The sequence below is a fragment of the Pseudomonas sp. GW821-FHT03C07 genome (genome assembly GCF_059420925.1).
This window is the reverse complement of record NZ_JBWKUQ010000007.1, coordinates 88,564-110,181: the sequence shown is the minus strand read 5'-3', so window position 1 is coordinate 110,181 and position 21,618 is coordinate 88,564. Positions and strand designations below refer to the sequence as shown.

Genomic DNA, 21,618 nt, shown 5'->3' with positions numbered 1-21,618 from the left:
CATGGAGCGAATTCTCGAGGATTGGCTACTGCATACCAACCGACGCCCCAAGATTCTGATTGCGGACGATCAGCCGACCAATATCCGGGTGCTGTACGAGTTGTTTTCCGAGCAGTGCGACATTTTCATGGCCACCAACGGCGAGCAGGCACTCAAGGTATGCCAGGCCGAATTGCCGGACCTGATTCTGCTCGACGTGGTGATGGAGGATATCGATGGTCATGAGGTGTGCCGCCGGCTCAAGGCCGACCCCTTGACCAGCACGATACCGATTATCTTCATTACCGCGCAGAACCAGGCCGCGGATGAGGTTATTGCGCTGGGGCTCGGGGCGGTCGACTTTATTATAAAACCCATCAACTCCGTTATCGTCCGCGCCCGGGTCCAAACGCACCTGACCTTGAAGTTGCAGGGTGATCTGTTGCGAGCGCATGCCTTGCTCGATGGTTTGACCGGCGTGGGCAATCGACGCAAGTTCGATGACGATTTGCTCACCAATTGGCGCCAATGCTTGCGCGACCAGACCCCCATCTCCCTCATTTTGCTGGATATCGATTACTTCAAGCACTACAATGACCGTTATGGCCATCAGAACGGCGATAGTTGCCTGAAGTTGGTCGCCAAAACGCTTTCCGAGTCGCTTAGACGGCCCCATGACAAGGTCGCGAGGTATGGCGGTGAGGAGTTCGCCTGCATTTTGCCGAAAACCAAACGGGAAGACGCGGTCAAGATCGCCGAGAGCATGCTCGCGCGTATTCGGGCGTTGGCTATCGAGCATCTCGGATCGGACGTGGATCGCGTAGTCACGACCTCCCTGGGTGTCGCGACGCTGCTACCCACCTTCAGTAACGCTCCCGAAGCCCTGTTGGCGGCCGCGGACATACAGCTTTATGAAGCCAAACGTGGCGGGCGGGCACGGGTTTGTAGCGCCGCTGAGGAGTGATGGACAATTGACGGGCCATCGTCGAACACGCCTTCGGCCATCCTGTTTCAGCAAATAAATGCCCCGACTTGTCGGGGCATTTGTTTTTTTACATGGCGTTTTGCTTTGATTGAACTACCTTCAGATCAAGAGCAATCCATATCGGCTTGAGTTTTCCACGTTTTGTTCAACGATCAAGTAGCGGCTTAGTCAGAGCAGCGCCTGATGCTTGATCGTGCGCGGTACCCAGGAGTATTGCTGGAACCCTTAGTAGTTTGGCGGCCGACTTGGAACAACCCAGTCAGCTCACAGACAGCCCGTTCGGCGAGGATGTACCTATGATGACTGATCGTACCGTGCCCACTCTCAAAACTATTATGCAGGGTCTGTTGTGGATGGGCCTTGGAATGGACGTCGCGCAGGCCGCCACGGGCAATTGCTCGCAATTGGCCGGTTTGCCCAGCGTGTTCGAGGTCGGCCAGGGACTTCAGGATGAACTGCGCATGCCGGTTCCGATTACCCAACTGGCCGTCGGCGACCCCAAAATTGCCGACGTGCAAACCAGCGGCAGTAGTGCCTTTATCCTCACCGGCGTCGCTCCGGGAACCACCAGCCTGATGGTCTGGACCGGCTGCTCGCCGACACCGCGCCAAAGCATGGTGTTCGTCAGGGGCAGGGCCACGTCGGCACTGACCAACCTGTCGGCAGTGCCTTCCGAAGACCCGTTGCTGCCAAGCCAGGTGCAAACCGATATTCGCTTTGTCGAAGTCAGCCGGACCAAATTGAAAGAAGCCAGCACGTCGATCTTCGGCAAAAGCGGCAATTTCCTGTTCGGCTCGCCGGGCACTGTGCCCGGAGTGACCGTGACTCCCGGTCGCATTGGTAGTCTGGCGCCAGCCATCCCGCTGAATAACGGTAGTTTCAATATCGGCTTTGGCGGTGGCAACGTGCTGGGGATGATCAATGCCCTGGAAGGCAGTGGCTTTGCCTACACCCTGGCACGGCCAAGCCTGGTGGCCCTCAGCGGCCAGAGCGCGAGCTTCCTGGCCGGTGGTGAAGTACCGATTCCGGTGCCCAGCTCAGGCAGCAACAGCATTTCCATCGAGTACAAGGAATTCGGTGTCCGCCTGACCCTGACCCCGACCATCGTTGGGAAAAATCGCATTGCCCTGAAGGTGGCCCCCGAGGTCAGCGAACTGGACTTCACCAATGCCGTGCAGATCGCTGGCACCGTTGTCCCGGCGCTGACCGTGCGACGTACTGACACCAGCATTTCCCTGGCCGATGGCGAAAGCTTCGTCATCAGTGGCCTGATCAGCACCAACAACAGCTCCCAGGTGAACAAGTTTCCGGGGTTGGGCGATATCCCGGTGCTAGGCGCGTTCTTTCGCAATAACACCATCAACCGTGAAGAACGCGAACTGCTGATGATCGTTACCCCGCACCTGGTTCAGCCACTGGCCGTCAACGCCCAACTGCCGTCATTGCCTGGCGAGCAGCTGCGCAATTACGACCCGAACTTCTACCGCATGTACTTCCTCGATGGCGGCGACTTCGACAATCGCACGGGACTCTCGCAATAAGTCCGAGCCCGAACCCAGAGGACACGCAATGAAAGCGCTCATAGCAATAGCGGCGACAGTACTGCTCGCAGGTTGTGCCAGCAATGGCCTGTCCTCGCGACCGGGTAGCTGCCCAAGTCCCAGTTCGGATCAGCAGTTGAGCCTGAACCTGGCCGACGACATGACCAACGATGGCCGTTTGTATGCCAGCCTGGCGAACCTGGAAGGGCTACCCGACAACCTGGTCCAGGTTCGCCTGCGCAAGGCGCGGATACTGCGCCTGCTCGGGCGTAACGACGCCGAACCCTTGTACCAAGGCCTGCTCGGCACTTGTCTGGCCGCTGAAGGCGAACATGGCCTGGGCCAGTTGGCCGCGGCCAGGAATGATAACGCGACCGCCATGAATCACCTTGAGCGGGCAAAGCAGATGGCTCCCACCGACGAAAAAATTCGTAATGACCTGGGGGTTGTCTATCTCAATCAGCAGCGGATCAATGAAGCGCGTTTCGAGTTTCTGACCGCCATGGAACTCAAGCAGTCCGATTCACTGGCTGCCCTGAATATGGTGACCCTGCTGATCTATCAAGATAACTGGAAGCAGGCTGCCGAACTGGCGAACCGCGCCGGCCTGAGTCCAAGACAAGTCACAGACGCGCAATCGCGCGCGGCAAAACTCAAGGCCCCAGGCAAAAACGTGGTGGCGACCAAGGGCAGTCGCGCGGCGGAGGTAGTCGATGCCTCCCCCAGCGCAACCAAGTAAACAATACGAGGTGTCGATATGAATACCAAGAGGCTGTTGATAGTGTCCATGGCTTGCCTGTCCACGACCGCCTGGGCGATTGAGCCGGGGCCCTCCTCGGCACCGCAGCAAGGTACGGAACAGTGGTTGCAGCTACAGATTCGTGGCGTGGTGGCCTCGCCCAGACTGCAAAGCGTTTCGGCCACCGAACGCGATCTGGCTATGCAGCGCTGGCTGAATAGCTTCACCTACCCGATTCCCGAGCATTTTGATCAAAAGGCATCGGGAAACATGAGCAGCAAATGAGCCACCTCAGTGGCTGACTTGCGCTTGGCTCACGGTGTCCCGAAGACTTTGAGCACCCCAATCATGGCCGGGCCGATTGCGATCAAAAAGAAGCTCGGCCACAGACAGAAAATCAGTGGGAAGATCAGCTTGGTACCGATTTTCGCACCCATTTCTTCGGCTGCCTGCGTACGCCGGTCACGGAACTCATCGGCATAGATGCGCAGGGTATCGGCCACGCTGGTGCCGAAGCGGATGCTCTGCCCCAACAGACTGACCAAGCCTTGCACATCTTCCAGCCCGGTGCGCACGGCCAGTTGCTTCAGCGCCTCGGTACTGCTGATGCCGGCACGGATTTGCGCATTGACCAGTGCCAGCTCCTCAGCCAGCTCGACCTGACTGACCGACATCTCTTCAGCCACCCGCTCGATGGTCGTCGGCAAGGCCAGACCCGACTCCACGCAGACCACCATCAGGTCCAGCGCATCCGGAAAGGCCGCCCGCAGCCGACCTTGTCGCAGCTGCTTGCGCTTGCTGACATACAGTCCGGGCGTCAACCAACCGATACCCGCTACCAGGATCAACAGCAGCATGCCCGGGGCCAGGGAAAGCCTGGGAATCAGTGGTAACACCAGCAACGCAAGTCCGACCAATATCAGCGGCAGCAGCAAGCGCACCGCCCAGTACATCTGCACCGCCGAAGACGAACGGTACCCCGCGTGTATCAACAGGAGCTGGGTTGCGGACGCCTGAGCGGCTTCGGTTGAACCGAACCGCTGACCGACCCGCTCCAGCAACAGTTGCAAATTACCTGGCGCATCCGGTCCCGCCGCGCTGCCAAAATGCCCCCGCTTGATCAGCGCAAGACGCCGCCGCATCGGATCCTGAAGGCCCAGCAGCAATAGCATCAGGGTAACCACCGCCAGCACCGCACTCAAACCGATCACACTGACGAACAACAGGCGTGCCAGCGCCTCATTACTCGTCACCCGACTGAACAACCCGAGTATATAGTCCATGACCTGCACCTCCGCGTAGCGAAAACTGCTTAAACCTGAATCCGGATGATTTTGCGGATCCAGAGAATCCCGACCAACATGGCGCAAAAAGCCCCGATGATCAGCTTATGGCCGAGCGGATCATTGGTCAGTACCGGCAGGTAGCTAGGGGTCGTGACCAGGATCGCTATTGCCAGTACAAAAGGAATGGACACCAGCACCCAGGCCGACATGCGTCCTTCAGCCGACAAGGTCTTGACCTTGCGCTGAAAGCGGAAGCGCCCGCGGATCAACCGACTCAAGCGCTCCAGCACCTCGGTCAGATTACCGCCGGTCTCGCGATGAATGAGGATCGACGTCACCAGCATCATCACCGTCATGCTCGGCATACGTTCCAACAGACCAAGCATGGCCCGGCGGACATCATTGCCATAGTTGATATCGGCGAAGGTCAGGCCAAACTCATAAGCCACCGGCCCCTTGTGCTCTTCGGCTACCAAACGCAGGGTTTCGTTGAAGGGATGCCCGGCGCGCAGCGCCCGGCAAATGGCATCCAGCGCATCCGGCAAGTCCTCTTCGAACGCGGCAAACCGTTTGTTACGGTCACGGAGGATTTTCAGCAGCGGCAGCCAGGCCACCACAAATCCCACCGCCAGTGCTATCCACCAGGGTGACGAAAACAACCAGACCAGGGTGGCGGCCCCTCCCCCCATGGCGATTCCGAGAAACAGCACCCGATAGGCCCGATACTCATGGCCGGACTGCTCGATCAGCTGGGTCAGATTCGCCATGAATGGCAGTTGCTCAAGCCTGGCCTCCAGTGGCGACAAACGGGTCAGGTATTTCTGCCGCAGCACGGTCTGCATATTCGGCAGATTGTTGGCTTTCTCCAGCACGTGCAGGCGGCCGCGAATGCGCTTGCGCATCTTGCCCGCCTCACCGAACACCGGCACCGTTACGCCCTGGGCCAAGAGGAAGACGGCGATAAACACCATACCGAGAAAGATCAGAATGAATTCACCCGATACAGCGTTCATGACTGCCGGCCCTCCATCCATTCAGGCCTGAACAGGTCGAGCGGCAACTCGATGCCCCGCTTGGCCAGCACATCGCGAAAGGCCGGGATCATGCCGCTGGGCCGATAATCGCCGAGGACTTCGCCCTGTTCGCCCATGCCACTGCGGGCAAAGGAAAATATTTCGGTCATGGTAATGATCTCGCCTTCCATACCGTTGATCTCCTGCACGCTGACCAGGCGCCGCTTGCCATCCTCCTGACGCTCCAGCTGGATCACCACATCAATGGCCGAAGCAATCTGCTGACGCATGGCCTTGATCGGGAAGGTGGCGCCAGTCATCGACACCATGTTCTCGATTCGTCCCAACGCATCGCGCGCGGTATTGGCGTGGATCGTGGTCAACGAGCCATCGTGGCCGGTATTCATGGCCGTCAGCATGTCCAGCGCCTCGGCGCCACGCACTTCGCCGATCACAATGCGGTCCGGGCGCATCCGCAGACTGTTGCGCACCAATTCGCGCTGGCTTACCTCGCCACGCCCCTCGATATTCGAAGGCCGGGTTTCCAGACGCACCACATGGGGTTGCTGCAGTTGCAGTTCGGCCGAATCTTCAATGGTGACGATCCGCTCGTTTTGCGGAATAAAACTGGACAGCACATTGAGCATGGTGGTCTTGCCGCTGCCGGTACCACCGGAGATCAATACGTTCAAGCGGCCACGCACAATCGCCTTGAGCAGCAACGCAATGGCCGGGGTCAAGGTCCCCACCTGGATCAGGCTGTCAGTGTTGAGCAGGTCCACGGCAAAGCGGCGAATCGACATGCTCGGGCCGTCGATGGCCAGCGGCGGGATAATCGCATTGACCCGCGAACCATCCTTGAGCCGGGCATCCACCAATGGCGAGGACTCGTCGATACGCCGCCCCAGGCTGGAAACAATGCGGTCGATGATGTTCAGCAAATGCTGATCGTCGCGAAAGCGCACATCGGTCCGCTGCAACTTGCCGAAGCGCTCGACATAGACCGAGGCATGGCCGTTGACCAGGATATCGGACACGCTGTGATCCGCCAGCAGCGGCTCCAGCGGGCCAAGACCGAGCACCTCGTCGGTAATCTGCTTGATGATCAACTGGCGACTGACCGAACTCACCGGTGCTGAATGCTCATCCAGCAGACGCTGGCAAATATCACGGATCTGCCGTGTCGCTTCGGCCTGCTCAAGCGAGTCGAGCAAGGACAGGTCCATGACTTTAAGCAATTGCTGATAGATCTTTTCTCGCCACTCGGCCTCCACCGGGGTGACCTGACTCTTGGTCTCATAAAGAATATCCGGCGCTGCACGCTCCCACGCCATCAACTCCTCAGTGGGATCCAGCAGGTCGTCGCCCTGCTGTCCCACCAACGATACGGTGGGTTTGCCGGACTGTTTGCGCAAGCGGTTACGAAAGTCGCTGATCATGGCTTATCCCCTGAAAAAACGGTTGAAGGCGCGTTTGAGCAGGCCGTTGTTCCCGGTCATCCGGTTACCGGCCAACTGCTCGGTCATCTCGCGCACGGCGACGGTGATCGACGCCCGCGGTGCTTGTAGCCCCAAGGGCACGCCAGAGTTCTGGCTCTGGCTGACCAGGTTGAAGTCGTTGGGCAAATGCAACAGGTTCGCGCAGCGCAGCGCCTCGCCGATATCCTTGAGACTGATAGCTGCCGCCTTGTCGTAGCGATTGACCACCACCTGCAATTGATCGCCACGCACACCCAGGTCTTCGCGAAGAATCCGCATCAGGGAACTGGCATCACGAAGATGGCTGACACTCTGTTGCACCACGACATAGACCCGATCCGCCTGCTCCAGCACGGAGCTGGTCAGGTGGTCGATCTGACGCGGCAGGTCGACCACCACCCAGTCATAGCTTGAGCGGGCCAACTGCAACAAGGTATCGAGTTGTTCGGACTGGGCATCCTGCGGCAGGTACAGCTCGCCGGCCCGGCCACCGAGTACATGCAAGGTCGGGCTGAAGTGGCTGCAAAATCCGCGTAATGCAACCCCGTCCATCTCCTCGACCTGCTGCAACACCTCCAGATGGCTATGCGACTGCGCCACATCCAGGTAATGCGTCACGCTGCCAAATTGCAGGTCCATATCCAGCAACAGGGTATTGCCGCCCTTGACGCTGAGCTGGTGGGCCAGGTTGCAAGCCAGCAAGGTAGCGCCGGAGCCGCCCTTGGCGCTCATCACGGCGACCAGTTTGCCTTCTACCCCACTGCTGACCCGGACCTCCATGACCAGACGATTCAAGGCGGCCATCAATTCCGTCTCGACGATCGGCTCCGGCAAGACATCACGAGCGCCGGCCTGCATCGCCAGGCGCATGCCTTCCTGATCACTCAGCTGGCCGCACACCAACAGCGGTGGACGCTCATGGGGCGGACGCTGTAACAGTGCCGCCAGTTCCTCGCGCCACAGGTGGCTGACGCGCACCAGCAACAGATCGGGCATCCGCTCCAGACCATAGAGTGGGTCGACATGCCCATTGCTCACCAGGCGAGTGCTCACTTCCACACTCGGTACGCGTTGGCAAACGCTTTGCAGATTACCTAACGCCGTGGCATCACGGCTGCTGATCAGCAATCGCAACCCGGGTTTGCCGGTCGCAATGGTTAACGGAGTTTCCTTTATATTCAGCATGGAGTGACCTCCCCTGATTCGGAATGATGCCCAAGGGCTTCGCGTGGCAAGGTCGCCCTGAAGGTGGGCAAGGTAATCGGTACGCCAAACCCGGGAATGAATAAATTGAACACGTAGCCATGCAGACTCAGCTGGACATAACGGATGGCACGAAATCCAGTGGTGCTGGTGGTATCGGTGGGATTGGCCACCACCGCACCGTTAGTGTCCAGATAGATCAGCGTCAGATTGCCGGTGCCCAGATTGCTGATCAACTGGCTGGTGCCCGTATTGCCTGCGGCATTGAAGATCGCCCGCTGCAAGATGATCGGATCGCTGATATTGCACACCGCCGCCAGGCGTGCGCCGCGCCGCACGGATTCATCCAGGGTATTCACCGTGAAGTACAGGCGGCCCATTTCCAGCACGCCGAACAGCAGAATGAACACCAGCAAGCCGATGAAGGCGAACTCCACCGCGTACACCCCGCGCATCTGTTTGCGATTCATCACAGCACCCTCATGACAGTCGTGGCGACCAGCGGAATACTCAGCGCAATCGGAGTGGGGAACAGTCCTCTAATCGAGCCGGTACAATTGCCTGCGCCGATCACCGGGCAGAAGGTATAGGTAATGGTGACCTGCACATGGTCGGTGCCCAACGCGGAGACCGTCACATTTGCGGTCGTCAACCCCGACACCACGGCGGTCCCGGTGTTGGCCGGCACGCCATAGACCGCCACGTTTTTCGTATTGGTCTGCAACGTACTGCTCAGGGCGACAGTGCCGAGCGTCGAGTTCCAGGCCTGGCTGGCCACGTAGCGGCCGGCATCGCGGCTGGCCTGTAACAGGGTGTTGTACTGAAACAGCATTCGGCCAAACTCACCGAGGGCCAGCAACAGCAGCAACAGCAACGGCAGCACCAGAGTGAATTCCACCAAGGCCACTCCTTGTTGGCCCCTTGGCTGTTTAAACGCATGAAGTCCCATGACGCCCCCTACGAGTCGTTACTCGGAGTACCGCTGCCATTGATATAGGTTTTGTAGAGCTGAATGATCTGCGGGCCGGAATCACCCGAAGGATTGGGGCCCGGCACATTGTCGCCTTCACACTCCTGCACGAACTGCCCGAAGATCTCCGAGGTACTCCCCGTGCCACCGGCCGGCTGCACCACGAAATAGCAGCCAAAACCCAGAACCGGAATCGAGGTGGCACCATTGTTCTGCCCAGTGCAGTCGCCAATCACGACTTTCAGCATCCGTCGTTCGAAGACCCCACCGCTCTGGCAACCCGTGCCTGAGCCGGCAACACACCCGGCGGAACTCGCCAGCCAGTCGTTGTAGCCCAGGAGTGCCGTACCGCCAGCGGAGAGATTGCCGTTACTCGACGTCACAGGCTGGCCCTTGTACTCCGCCCGTGGCGGTGTACTTGAGCTGTTCCAGGTGATCGCGGGCGTGCTGTAGCTAACGACCAGGTCTGGCGGATACTGCGCGGCACTGACCCCTCCGGAGTACTGGCCGAAGCGGGTATTCAAACCCTGGTCCGTCGGGCCGACTTTGTTGCCCGGCGAGGTCGTGACACTTTTCCCGACGCTGGGACACTCCAAGCCGCCTCCGGCCAGGTCAGTCCTGACCGAACTGCCGCCCGAACCAAAATCGAGCAGTTGAAAGTTGCCTGGGCCAATCGCGGACGTGCTGCCCGAGCCCGTTTTCAAATCCTGCAGATCGCCAAAGTGATAGCCCCAGAACAAACCGGTACTCGGGTTGTATTGAGTCGGGTCACCACAGACCATCAGCGGCGCGAGATCGCAGGGGCTGGTGGGGCTGGGTCCAGCGGTGGCCATCGCCGCCACCGCCTTGTTGCCCAGACCGCCGGCGCCCAATAACTGGGCGAAGTTCCAGAAAAAGCCGCTCAGGCGATAGTTCGGTACCGTTACCCGAACATAAGTGGCATTCGCCGGCCCTGGATAGGAGAACGGCCCGTAGACGCTGTTGGCCAGTTCCACCACCGCGAAGGTGCCCGCGCTGCCGCCGATGGCCGTAGCCAATTCGCTGTTGCCGGTGGCACTGGCATTCAGCGTCAACGTATTCAGCGCGGCAGTGCGCGTGGTGCTGGCAATGCCAATACCGCCGGTGATCTGACTCAGGGTTTTGGCGCCACTCAGGGCTGCGGCGTCCACCGCATTTTGCAGACGGGTCTTGTTCAGCAGCAGGTGGCCGCCGTCCAGCGCCAATGCCGCCATAATGCCGATCGCCGCCAACGCGATCACCATCAGTACGGTCACCGATCCCCGCTGGCGCCTTGGCATTACCGAAAACGGCGGTTGAATTCGAGGACACATCATCAATCCCTCACTTGCCGATACTATCGCCTGGGTGTCAGGCACCTATTACGTTCTGTCAGTGCACATTGACTACATGAGCTTCAAGGCCACGGATAATGGTGATAGCGCCGCCGCCAACACTGCTACGGTGCACCACGCGTCTTGGCGCCGTTTCGGTGGCCATCGCGATGGCCTGTGCAACAGGCGCGACGGTCGCCGGCTTTTTCTCGGTGTTCAGTGGATTGCGCAGGGCCAGTTGCAACTTCCCTTCGGTCTGCGCCGTGACCAGGGCCTCCGCCTCGGCGGCGGTCATTTCCAGTGTCACAGCACGCACCACCACCGGCTGCGTCTTGTCGGTGCCTGCGGTCTGATCCACCGCCAACACGCGCAAGTTTTCGAGGATGGTCTTGGACACGGCATTGTTGCCGTTGCCATCCGCGTGCTTGGTTGCCAGCACATCGACCCGGTTACCTGGCAACAGGAACCCGCCGACACCGACCACATCGTCCACCCGTACCGAAATGGCGCGTTTGTCGGGTGCAATCAGCGAGGCCAAGGTGCTGCCCCCCAGGTGTTCGCTCAGTCGTGCACCGCGCACGATGTCACCACGCAGAATGTCGAACGTGGCGATCTTGCCCACGGCTTTGTCGCTGGAATCGAAGGCATCGTCCGGGATCGTATCCATGGGCATGCGTATGGTCGTGACCTGTTGGGCCTCGACCATCTGCCCGAAAGGAATCTCGACCGTGGCGACGACCACGCTGCGAAGGTGATCATCCGGGCTGGCATTGAGCCGTGCGCTCAGCCAGGAGTTGGCCATCCAGGCGGCACCCAGGCCCATGACCAGGGAAATGCTAATCAGGGTGACAGTACGAGAGCTCATATCTGTATCTCCTACTCAAAGAAAGTCGAGCTGGACGAAGTAGTTGCGCCAGGCCCATTCCAGTTCCTGCGGTGACAGTGGCCCGAAACCGCCCTGGTAACGCTGGCGATCAAGCGCCATGCTGAGGAGATCACGGGGATGGCAAGGCACCAGGGGCATGCCTTCAATGGCGTAAAGTTTCTGCAGCGCATAGCGCACCAGCGTCGGGTCATAGCGAATGCCCAGGCGCTCGGACTCCTGTTGCCAGATCCGTTCGTACTCATCGGGCCTCAGGTAACCGAATTGCAGCTTGTAACCAATCCGCCGCAGGAACGCCTCATCAGCCAACTCCAGGGGATTGAGGTTGGTGGAGAACACCAGAATCAGATCGAACGGCAGTTCGCAATGGCGCCCACCGCCCAGGTTGAGGAAGTCGCGCTTCTCCTCCATCGGGACGATCCAGCGATTCAACAACTCGGCGGGTGCCATGCGCTGGCGGCCCATGTCGTCGATGATGAACAGACCATTGCTGGCCTTGAGCTGCAAGGCGGCCTGGTACTGACGGGTGAAGGGGTCATAACGTACGTCCAACTGCTCCATGCTCAACTCACCGCCGGTGATGACGATCGGGCGTTTGCAGCGAAGCAGGCGACGATCGATCCCTTCGTTGAGCATCAGATTGTTCGGTTGACTGTCGTCATCCAGACGCTGATGCACCTGGGGGTCATAGATCTCGATCACCGACTCATTGATCACGATGGCCTGGGGCACCCAGATGGCCTCGGCAAACAGGCGAATCAAGCGACTGCTGACATAGGTCTTGCCGGTACCCGCGGGGCCATAAATCATGATCGCGCGCCCGGAGTTCAGCGCCACGCCCAGTTGATCAAGCATCCCCTCAGAGAGCACCACGCCGGTCAGTGCCGTGCGCATATCGTGAGCATTGATGTGTCCGTGGTGAATGGTCTGCACCTTGAGCAGGGAACGGTAGGTACTCACCGGGAACGGTGCCGCACCGATATAGCCGCTGCGCGACAGGGCATCGCGGGCGGCACCGCGACCGCGTTCAGTCAGGCCATAACGCAGCGCTTGCCCGCCCGTTTGCGCGCCCAACTGGCCCAGTACCTCGACGCGGCCATCCTTGCGTAGAAACGCCAGGACCTCTTCCATGACGGCACCGGTCAGCGCCAGGCGTTCTACCAGCCGCGACATGTCCAGCACGCCAGCGTCGTACAAGTGCTTGCACACCAACTCGCCGAGAAAACTATCCGTCAGACCCGTCTCGCTGATAGTGCACGGCTGGGGGGCCAGTCGCTGCACCGCTTCTCGCTCACTGTGGTAGGCATCACTCTCGACGACGTGCATGACTAACCTCCCAACCCATTGGCAAAGAGTTGCCAATGAACGGTGTTTAAAGTACCGAGCAAAATGGCAATCGAATAAGGGAACGGCTTGCCGGCCACTTCATCTGCAGTCGGCGCCAGGTAGGCCTGCGCCCTCAGAATCAGCCAATAGCGCCCCAGGGTCTTAAACAATTGACCGCGGACCAGCACTATCAGAAAACCGCACATGCCACCGGCGATCAGGCTGAATAACGCAGCCCATATCGCGTAATGGAACGGTAAAAAACTACCGACGACAGCCATCAATTTGACATCACCGGCGGCCATGCCACCGAGAGCGTACATGGGCACAAACAGGGCAAAACAGATCAAGATGCCTAACAGGCCGTCTCCCAATCCGCTGACCCCCCCTGAATACATCTGACCGACCAATCCCAAGGCAAGTCCCAACAGGACCAACGTGTTGGGAATACGGTGGCGCAGCAGATCGCTCACCACCGCCACGCCCAGCAGTCCTATCAGCAAAACAGTCGAAACCAGCATTTCCATGGACATGGGGCTTCTCCCTACGGGGGATTAATCGTCAGCACGCAACGTTGTTATTAACGATTTGGCACAGTGCCGTGATCTTGGTATTCACGTTGCCGCCAAGTAGTGTGAACGCGACTGCAACAGCGACGGTAATCAACCCACCCGCCACCGCGTACTCCACAATGGTCAGGCCATCTTCATCTTTGGCGAACTTGCGTAACGAAGTTCTCATTGTTTGCAGCGTCATTTTACTCACCCTCAACAGCGGTCAATCCGCGCAGAACATAGGTTGATAAAGACAACGCGAAGCCCATTAAGAAAGTTTCCCGGCAGCCTCATCGGCAAAGATAAAAGCAACCACCTGCTCCATGGGCATCGCCATGTCACCCAGCGGGAATGGCCTATCAGCAGGCAGCACCTTTGACCGCGGCACACAGCGCTGTGATTTGGGTATTCACCGCGCCGCCCAGCTTCACGAATATTGCGGCGACAGCCACCGTAATTAACCCACCGGCCACCGCGTATTCCACAATGGTCAGGCCATCTTCATCTTTGGCGAACTTCAGGACCGAAGTTTTGATTGTTTGCAGAGTCATTTTGTACACCTCATTTTCGCTAGTTGTTCTTCCGGGGGAAGCAGCTCTTTTTGCACTGCTTGTGGCTACCTTAGTCAGGGCACCGCCAACAGGGTTAGGAGGATTTTGCGTATCGCTAGGACTTTTTTGCGGGCATGGCCAACGAGTGGGTTATTGGCCTCGGCAGAAAGGAAAGATTAAAAACAAGAAATGATTCGCAAATAGCGCTTCGTTGATTCACAAGCGACGAACGGTAAATCCCGAGTACAGCGCCAACACGCCAATAAACAACTGCCCGGCCCCGGCCTCCAAGCAAAACATAGAGCATATAGAACTAAATTCAGACTTTATTATCATGATTTAGTCTGAAAAGTGATATCAAATTGGCAATACTCCTCAGTGGATGGCGGCACGCACCTCAGAGACCCGCACATGACGTCTAACGTGACCAGGAAACCATCACTACTCTGGTTCGATCGGACCCACGATCGCTCCACAAGCGAACTCATCACGCAGTTTGAGCACGCCTGCGACTGCAAACTGGCGAAAGAATCGGTGTTCTCCAGCCAAGTGCAAGCCGACATGATCTGCATTCATTTCGATCGCCCTGACACACCGGGCCTGAGGATGTTGCTGGAGATCAAACGCACCGCGCCCACGATCCCGATCACCATGTTCACCGTGCAGCACTCCGAAGAACTGGCTGTATGGGCGATGCGTTCCAGCGTCTGGGAATACCTGGTGCTGCCCCTTTCAGCCGCCGAGAAGGGTCGCTACCTGGCGGCTGTAGCCCAGCTCCACACGCTGCGCCGGCATGTCAAAGACCAGCGCAAGACCGCGCAGATCGACCATTCCCCAACGCTGCCGGGCAGTATCCGGATGACGCCGGACCACCAGAAACACCAGGCGCTCAGCAATGTACTGCTGTATATCGACCAGCATTTTCAGGACAGCATCGACCAGAAAGAACTGGCCAAGCGCTGCGGCATGACCACCTTTCGCTTCAGCCGCCTGTTCAAGGAAGCCTACGGATTCGGCTTCACCGACTACATTTTGAACAAGCGCATGAACTTCGCCAAGGAACTGCTCGACAACAGCCAGATGCCCATTACCAGCATCGGCTATGAGGCCGGCTTCAAGGATCCGTCCTACTTCGCCCGCGCCTTCAAGCAGTTCGCCAACTGCACCCCCAGCGAATACCGTCTGACGCACCAGCACCGAGTGCCTGTAGTCGCAGAACCGATGCAAGACAATGCGACCATTGAAATGCTCGAGAACCTGGTTCAGAGTCTCGGCGGCTGAGACGTTTGCGATTCCTGGACACCGGCGAGGCCTTAGCCAACGGATAACCTCACGGCTGGGTCAGAACCCGCCGCGGTTCACTACACTGGGCAGGTCATTCAGTCAGTCGGCTGCATGAGCTGAACGAGGCGTGGATCAGGTGGCGGGATATGCCGGTCACCCATTCCACCTTGCTCCGTCAAACCTTGAAATGACTGACCATCATCTGCAACTGGTTGCCCAAGCGTGCCAGCTCGACGCTGGAGGCGGCGGTTTCGTCGCTGGCGGCAGCGGTCTGCTCGGAAATGTCGCGCACGTTGATGATGCTGCGGCTGATCTCGTCGGCGACGGTGCTTTGTTGCTCGGCGGCGGCGGCGATCTGCTGATTCATCGACTGGATGTCAGACACCGTGCGGGTGATATTCCCCAGTGATACACCGGCCTTGCGCGTCAGCGCGACGCTGTTATCGGTCAGGCTACGGCTGTTGCTCATGACGTTGGCCACCTGTTGGGTACCACTCTGCAGGCCGGCGACCAGCCCTTCGATTTCCTCGGTGGACTTCTGGGTGCGCTGGGCCAGGCTGCGCACTTCGTCGGCGACCACGGCGAAACCACGACCGGCCTCACCGGCGCGGGCAGCTTCGATGGCGGCATTGAGCGCCAACAGGTTGGTCTGCTCGGCCACGGCCTTGATCACGTCCATGACGCTACCGATCTTGTTGCTTTCCTGCTGCAAGAGGGTCATGGCCTCGGTGGAACGCAGTACTTCCGCCGCCAGGCGCTCGATCTGCGTGATGGCCTCGGCCACCACCTGGTCACCTTCACGGGCTTGGCCGTCAGCTTCTGCAGCGGCTTGCGAGGCCTGTTCGGCGTTGCGCGCGACGGCCTGCACGGTGGTGCTCATTTCGTGCATGGCGGTGGCGACCTGATCGGTCTCGACCTTCTGACTGTTAACCCCGATGCTGGTCTGTTCGGTCACGGCCGACAGTTCCTCGGCGGCACTGGCGATCTGCGTGACACCATCGCGAATACCACTGATCAGGTTGCGCAGGGTCTCGCCCATGAGCTGGATGCCTTGTTGCAGCGTGCCCAGTTCATCACGGCGAGTGACCACCTGGTTGTGCGTGAGGTCGCCACCGGCAATGCGTTCGACAACGCCGAGGGTTTCGCGAATCGGTCCGGTAATCTGGCGAGTGATGATGACGGCGGCCAGAATGCCGAACAGCAAGCTCAACAGAGTGCTGCCCAATTGCAGCATGCGCGTCTGGGTCACTTCGCTATTACGGCTGTCCACCTGCCCCTGGTAAAGGGCGTCACTGCGAGCCGATATCTCGGCCACTTGATCGGCCAGCTCCTTGCCCGTCAGGGTGACGACATCGCTGGCCGTTTTGTAGGCCAGAAAGGCGGTTCGGTAGTTGCCCAGGGCGGTTGCCAGCTGACGCAAAGCATCCGGTTGGGGCGAGCCGAAATGTTCGCCAAGCTGTTTCAGACTATCCATGGTTTCATTTAATTGGTTGATGGCCTTGCGCTCGGCATCCGGGGTGCCATCGGCAATGTAACCGCGAACTTCGAAACGGCTCAGCAGGAACTGCTCCTTGGTTTGGCTGATGGCCTGGAAGCGTTCGATACGGTCTGCGTCGCCTGGGGGCATTTGCAGCACGCTACCACGGACCGCTTCGATCAGCTTCAAGGCCACTGCGCCGCTGTCGCTGAAGGTTTGGCGGGCACTATTGCGGGCGCGATAGGCGTCATGCATTTTATTCAGCGACTGCTGGAATTTGCCGATGATGGCCGCCTGCTCTCCAAGCAGTTTCACAAACTCCGGGTTCTTGAACGTCAGGGTCAGTTTTTGATCCTGGGCGCTGAAGGCGTCCAGGGTGGTCAGCACGTTCTGTGCAGCAGCTTCATCACCGTTGCTCAGGATGTACTGCAGGCGAGCCACGCGCACCTTGTTCAGCAGGGTATTTAACAAGGTGATATCGCCCATCCGATCACTGCGCCAAATCAACTTGTCCAGGCTGGTCCAGCCGGTCAGGGCAAGGACCGTGGTCAGTGCCAATACCAGGCCGAAGCCCAGAGCCAGCTTGAGGTTGACGCTAATATTGCCGAACCATTTATTCATTCAATCCCCCACAAAGCATTCTGTTTTTGGTTTTCGGGTAACAGGGAAGCTGTTCCCGGGGACCACTGGTGTTTTTTCCATGGCAGGTACAGGCGCGATATTGCTTCGCAGAAACCTTTCTGTTGGTTTTTTTGATGTTATCCACATCTGTTTGGTGGCGATAAGAGCAGCCGTTACTTTTCCAAACAGATCCGTACGGACGGAATTGTCGAAGCGCGTTATTCGGGGTTCTCAGAAACCACTCTTAGATAGATCGAGAGGGAGGAAAGCCCTGATGGATAAGGGCTTTTGGTCAGGATACTCAGAATTTGAGCTGGATGATAGCGCTAAGCCATCACTGCCAGAGAGATTTCGGAGGAGTACAACGCGGGCCAGGAATCCCGGAGTCAGTGGGTGGGTCGACTGGACCTGCATCTGCACCTGTTGACCCGTACCCACCATTAAAAGCAACTCCTTTTCTTACAAAGTCCAGCTCCATTTCCCCTTTCCCAGCTGCCCGTCAGGCGTTAAGGTTCAATCATCATTGCACATTCAGAGATACAGGATTGGCGTCCTGTGAATACGAGGCGGCCCCAGGGCCGTCTCGCACCTAAATACCGTTCAGACCTGAATTCCACAGTCAGTTGACATCATCATTACGATGCCAAAAAAATAACAAAGTAGCGGTGACTGCTGCAAGGAAATGCCAATGGCAATCAACAGCGACACGTTCAGCCGCGTTGAGCTGAGTGATAACGACGCTGTGCGTTTTGTTCAGCACATGCGTGAAGACAAGCCCAACTCACTCTGACCTGCAGCGAAATTGAGCTGCATGACACCTATGCCTTGGATGACAGCGAGCACGCAAATCGCTATTCGTCCATGCCAGCACTGAAGGTCGCTCGGCTTGCAAGCCATGCTGAATATGCGGGTAAAAAAATAGGCACTGTACTGATGGAGTTTGCCATTGCCATGGCGGCAGATTTTATCGCCCAGCATGTCGGTTGCAGATTCCTGGTCACTGACTCCAAGGCAACATCAGTTCCGTTCTACGAAAAAGTAGGCCTGACGCTTGTGGACACCGAGGAAAATCGAGCTCGCAAAGAGCCGGTTATGTTTCTGGACCTGAATAAGCTTGTACTGGATCAAGACCCCAGACCAGATGAGCCCTCGAAGGAACGATTACCTACCGCCGAATGAGTCACGAATGTGAATATGTTCCCATATCGCCCTTTTTCAGACACCAAAAACCACAAACCCCCGACTTTCTCTAGGAAAATCAGGGGTTTGTGTTTGCAGAATGTGGCGGTGAAGGAGAGATTCGAAAGCACCCTCCCCTCAAATCGTGCGCGGCTGCCCCCGGTTTACAAGGGCTTCAGCGCATTGATCTGCGCCGGAGTGTTCCCACCGCGTTCCCATGAGTGCTTTGCGCGCACGTGGCCACCCTGGCCGCCAGGCATCACTCTGATTTTCGGGAAAGGCATCGGAAAAAGGTAATTTAGGTAAGCTCAACCTGGCGACCCGCTACAGCCCTTGATTTTCAAGGCTTTGAGACGAAAACGGAAAGGTAATTTCCAAGTAATATAGAGGTTATGAAATTACTTTTCTGAAAGGTAATTGTTCAGATTATTACCCATCTTAAAAATCAATGACTTACGATAAAATTACCTGTCGTATTACTCAAAATTACTCAATCAGGTAACTCGCGAGACCCAGTGAATACGGGGCTTTCGGCAACCCCCTCGCCCACGAATTACCAAATTACCTTTTTCCGGTGGTGTTCCTGAAAATCGGAGCACACGTGATCAAGCGACGGGGTGCCCCTCCAACCACCCCACCACCTTTTCGTTTTCCCGACCGCAGGGATTCGTAGAGTTCTCTGTACCCACATACCCGAACCCAAGCCCCGTCTGTGGCCGCTTTTGACCTGGCGCAGAAATGCGGAAAAAAGGCTTCATTTAGCCCGCAGGCGAGGTGGGGGGACGACGGCGCGCAAAGATAATCAACGAATGAGTTCATGGACAAGCCGCGCACGATATCAAAATACTGGCGCACGTAAGAAATTTCTGCATAATCAGACGATCACTCATAGCGTTGCAAATAGCTGACAAAGGAGATGTCATGGCGTTCACCCCCTATACTGGTGCAGCTCCCGTCACAAAATTTTTGATCAAAGGGCTTCATGGTTATAAAGACATATCCATTGAGTTCGCAGGAAGTGCAACTATAATTGTCGCAGACAATGGCGTTGGCAAAACAACAATACTAAATGCTCTCAATGCTTTTTTAAGTCGCCGACTTCACAGATTGAATTCTATAAATTTCTCATCAATAGAATGCACATTTCACGGCGAGCTCTTCCCCATCATCTTGCACAAATGGCAGCTTGGATCACTTGTGGGAGAAAATGATCCAGTCGAAGCATTCGCAACAAAATTTTCGCTAGATGAAAATGAACTTAGAGATTTTTTAAGTAGCACCACATTAAAAGAGGCGTTTACCGCAAAAAGGCATCCTCTGATAATGCGAATTTACAACTCTTCGCAAATACCTATGAGCCGACTAGAAGACGAAATAATCGATCTATATAAAAATTTGGACTCATCTCTAGACGAGTCAACAAGAGAAATCTCCGAACACATAAGAAGCAAAACCGGCAACTTCAAAATCCTTTACCTCCCTACATACAGACGAATAGAGCGCCCTCTTTTGAGGCCGTCTAAACGCCCGGTAAGACCGCCTAGGCCTGCATCATCCTCGTCTCTAGCTCCTAGTGATATCGCATATGGACTAGCTGATGTAGAGCAACAATTGGCGGAACTAAGTGAGGAAATCGAAAGAAGATCAAATTTCGAGTACCGTTCTTTAAGCACAAGAATGCTAGACGAGCTGATGAAAGGTAGAGCCAAGCAAGATAAAATCACAATTGCAGAACTACCAGACTTACAATCCCTTTCTCGCTTTTTAAATCGAGTCGGACAACAAAGTGTCGGAGCACAAGTTTTCCAGGAAATCGAAAAACTATATAACAACGAAGAAATAACAACCAACGAAAACTCCTTCCTCAGATATTTCTTGAGCAGATTAAAATCCGTCATCGAGCAAACACAAGAAATGGAGCAGAAAGTTGAGCGCTTTGTTGACGTATGCAACAGCTATTTAACATTTTCCAGCGACGAAAAAAAACTGGCATTCGACCCTCAGACACTGAGAGTTGTGGTCCAAGATTTATGGGCAGACACTCCAATTTCATTAGACGATCTTTCTTCAGGCGAAAAGCAGATAGTGTCTCTCATGGCCCACCTCTATTTGGGGAGTGGCAAGCTGCTAGTTCTAATGGACGAGCCTGAGCTATCTCTATCTATTGATTGGCAAAAGAAAGTTCTACCCGACATCATGAAGAGTGGTGCAGTGGTACAGATGCTGGCCATTACACACTCACCTTTCATATTTGAAAATGAATTAGATGAATATGCAAAACCATTATCAATTCAGCGCAACGAGGTAAAAAAACATGCTGATTGATAATATGCGGGCCAGCCGAAAAAGCCCGTCAGTTCTAAAATTAAAAATTATAAAAATTAGAAGTTCAAACCCAAACATACTAATATATGTATTTGAGGGACCAGAGGACGTTGGCGTCTACGAAACCTGGATCAAAAAAATAAATAATGATATCAGTTACGAGCCACTAACCGGCAACGGCAAGGAGCAACTCAGCGACTTACACAAAGCCCTCAAAGAATCAAAAGACAAGCTAATTGACAATGTGTATTTTTTTGTCGACTGCGACTTTGACGAGCTAACAAGCCCAGAAGAAAACCTATACACCTTAGATGCATACTCTATTGAGAACCTTCTATGCTGCAACAACGTACTTGAAAGCGTGTTATCCGATGAATTTAGATGCGCGGGATCTCTAGAAGAAAAGAAAAAAATAATCGACATCTACGAAAACATTCACAAAGAATTTTCCAGCCACACCGAGGAACTTAATTTCATTCTTTTTTCCGCAAGAAGATTAGGCATAAAAATATGCAAAAAACCTGAAACAATCACAGAGCTTCTGGATATAAACATCGAATCCATCACCAGAAAAAAAATCACAACAACAGAGCTAATTGAGCTAGAAAGAATGCCAACAGCACTTGAGCTGGAGTCATTGAAGAGCGATTTTATGAGTTTACCTACTCACAGAGCACAGCGAGGAAAATACGTACTCGAAATGTTTAGAAAGTGGCTAAAGCAATTAGAGCTTGATAAAAAAATGGAACACCCAAAACTGTTTAGCACACGCAATAAAATATCGGGAGAGCCCAGCAATTTAAACATGCGTCGTTTCTCAAGCGCCTCACAAATCCCCGCAAATCTAGAAACATTTATTTCCAGAACATCCAGATAACCCTATATATGAGCCT

The 21,618-nt window shown here is 56.1% G+C and carries 21 protein-coding genes; 8 read left to right on the top strand and 13 right to left on the bottom strand.

Going from position 1 to position 21,618, the window contains the following annotated elements:
- Nucleotide 1: 1 nt before the first annotated feature.
- The 4 genes from AC07VG_RS15915 to AC07VG_RS15900 all read left to right on the top strand — a co-directional run bounded on the left by AC07VG_RS15915 (nt 2) and on the right by AC07VG_RS15900 (nt 3,529).
- A complete protein-coding gene (locus tag AC07VG_RS15915; protein WP_495001474.1) occupies nt 2-943 on the top strand; it encodes a diguanylate cyclase domain-containing protein in 942 nt (313 codons plus the stop codon).
- 320 nt (nt 944-1,263) lie between these two features.
- Nucleotides 1,264-2,505, top strand: coding sequence for a type II and III secretion system protein family protein (locus AC07VG_RS15910; protein ID WP_495021568.1), 1,242 nt, complete (start codon nt 1,264-1,266; stop codon nt 2,503-2,505).
- A 28-nt stretch (nt 2,506-2,533) separates the two neighbouring features.
- A complete protein-coding gene (locus AC07VG_RS15905; RefSeq protein ID WP_495001473.1) occupies nt 2,534-3,244 on the top strand; it encodes a tetratricopeptide repeat protein in 711 nt (236 codons plus the stop codon).
- A gap of 18 nt (nt 3,245-3,262) precedes the next feature.
- Complete coding sequence (locus tag AC07VG_RS15900; protein WP_495001472.1) at nt 3,263-3,529, top strand: DUF3613 domain-containing protein; 267 nt, start codon at nt 3,263-3,265, stop codon at nt 3,527-3,529.
- Between the two features lie 29 nt (nt 3,530-3,558).
- On the opposite strand, the gene AC07VG_RS15895 is transcribed toward AC07VG_RS15900, so the two are convergent.
- The 12 genes from AC07VG_RS15895 to AC07VG_RS15840 all read right to left on the bottom strand — a co-directional run bounded on the left by AC07VG_RS15895 (nt 3,559) and on the right by AC07VG_RS15840 (nt 13,839).
- On the bottom strand, nt 3,559-4,527 hold the full coding sequence (locus AC07VG_RS15895; protein ID WP_495001471.1) for a type II secretion system F family protein: 969 nt from the start codon (nt 4,525-4,527) through the stop codon (nt 3,559-3,561).
- A 29-nt stretch (nt 4,528-4,556) separates the two neighbouring features.
- Complete coding sequence (locus AC07VG_RS15890; RefSeq protein WP_495021512.1) at nt 4,557-5,543, bottom strand: type II secretion system F family protein; 987 nt, start codon at nt 5,541-5,543, stop codon at nt 4,557-4,559.
- A complete protein-coding gene (locus AC07VG_RS15885; protein ID WP_495021511.1) occupies nt 5,540-6,982 on the bottom strand; it encodes a TadA family conjugal transfer-associated ATPase in 1,443 nt (480 codons plus the stop codon). The genes AC07VG_RS15890 and AC07VG_RS15885 overlap by 4 nt, the downstream gene beginning before the upstream one ends.
- Before the next feature lie 3 nt (nt 6,983-6,985).
- A complete protein-coding gene (locus AC07VG_RS15880; protein ID WP_495001468.1) occupies nt 6,986-8,206 on the bottom strand; it encodes an AAA family ATPase in 1,221 nt (406 codons plus the stop codon).
- Complete coding sequence (locus tag AC07VG_RS15875; RefSeq protein WP_495021510.1) at nt 8,200-8,694, bottom strand: TadE/TadG family type IV pilus assembly protein; 495 nt, start codon at nt 8,692-8,694, stop codon at nt 8,200-8,202. Before AC07VG_RS15875 ends, AC07VG_RS15880 begins: the two co-directional genes overlap by 7 nt.
- Nucleotides 8,694-9,173 (bottom strand): TadE/TadG family type IV pilus assembly protein, encoded by a 480-nt coding sequence (locus AC07VG_RS15870; protein WP_495001466.1) that lies wholly within the window; start codon nt 9,171-9,173, stop codon nt 8,694-8,696. Before AC07VG_RS15870 ends, AC07VG_RS15875 begins: the two co-directional genes overlap by 1 nt.
- An 8-nt stretch (nt 9,174-9,181) precedes the next feature.
- Complete coding sequence (locus tag AC07VG_RS15865; RefSeq protein ID WP_495021509.1) at nt 9,182-10,528, bottom strand: pilus assembly protein TadG-related protein; 1,347 nt, start codon at nt 10,526-10,528, stop codon at nt 9,182-9,184.
- 55 nt (nt 10,529-10,583) lie between these two features.
- Nucleotides 10,584-11,390, bottom strand: a complete 807-nt coding sequence (gene cpaB, locus AC07VG_RS15860; protein WP_495021508.1) for a Flp pilus assembly protein CpaB — start codon at nt 11,388-11,390, stop codon at nt 10,584-10,586.
- Nucleotides 11,391-11,405: 15 nt separating this feature from the next.
- Entirely contained in the window at nt 11,406-12,734 is a 1,329-nt protein-coding gene (locus AC07VG_RS15855) for a DUF8689 domain-containing protein (protein ID WP_495001463.1), read from the bottom strand.
- 2 nt (nt 12,735-12,736) lie between these two features.
- Nucleotides 12,737-13,267, bottom strand: coding sequence for an A24 family peptidase (locus AC07VG_RS15850; RefSeq protein ID WP_495021507.1), 531 nt, complete (start codon nt 13,265-13,267; stop codon nt 12,737-12,739).
- Between the two features lie 28 nt (nt 13,268-13,295).
- A complete protein-coding gene (locus AC07VG_RS15845) occupies nt 13,296-13,490 on the bottom strand; it encodes a Flp family type IVb pilin (RefSeq protein ID WP_495001461.1) in 195 nt (64 codons plus the stop codon).
- A gap of 157 nt (nt 13,491-13,647) precedes the next feature.
- Nucleotides 13,648-13,839 carry a Flp family type IVb pilin gene (locus AC07VG_RS15840; RefSeq protein ID WP_495001460.1) on the bottom strand — a complete coding sequence of 64 codons (192 nt, stop codon included), beginning with the start codon at nt 13,837-13,839 and terminating at the stop codon, nt 13,648-13,650.
- A 411-nt stretch (nt 13,840-14,250) separates the two neighbouring features.
- Here AC07VG_RS15840 and AC07VG_RS15835 point away from each other — a divergent pair, with 411 nt between their 5' ends.
- Nucleotides 14,251-15,120, top strand: a complete 870-nt coding sequence (locus tag AC07VG_RS15835) for an AraC family transcriptional regulator (protein WP_495001605.1) — start codon at nt 14,251-14,253, stop codon at nt 15,118-15,120.
- Between the two features lie 178 nt (nt 15,121-15,298).
- On the opposite strand, the gene AC07VG_RS15830 is transcribed toward AC07VG_RS15835, so the two are convergent.
- Complete coding sequence (locus tag AC07VG_RS15830) at nt 15,299-17,221, bottom strand: HAMP domain-containing methyl-accepting chemotaxis protein (protein ID WP_495021506.1); 1,923 nt, start codon at nt 17,219-17,221, stop codon at nt 15,299-15,301.
- An 825-nt stretch (nt 17,222-18,046) separates the two neighbouring features.
- On the opposite strand from AC07VG_RS15830, the gene AC07VG_RS15825 reads away from it, so the two are divergent.
- From AC07VG_RS15825 to AC07VG_RS15815, 3 genes are all read left to right on the top strand, one after another.
- Nucleotides 18,047-18,400, top strand: coding sequence for a GNAT family N-acetyltransferase (locus AC07VG_RS15825; protein ID WP_495021505.1), 354 nt, complete (start codon nt 18,047-18,049; stop codon nt 18,398-18,400).
- Between the two features lie 921 nt (nt 18,401-19,321).
- Nucleotides 19,322-20,725: an AAA family ATPase gene (locus AC07VG_RS15820; protein ID WP_495021504.1), complete on the top strand. Its 1,404-nt coding sequence runs from the start codon at nt 19,322-19,324 to the stop codon at nt 20,723-20,725.
- Nucleotides 20,715-21,602 (top strand): DUF4435 domain-containing protein, encoded by an 888-nt coding sequence (locus AC07VG_RS15815; RefSeq protein ID WP_495021503.1) that lies wholly within the window; start codon nt 20,715-20,717, stop codon nt 21,600-21,602. The genes AC07VG_RS15820 and AC07VG_RS15815 overlap by 11 nt, the downstream gene beginning before the upstream one ends.
- The last annotated feature ends 16 nt before the right edge of the window (nt 21,603-21,618 follow it).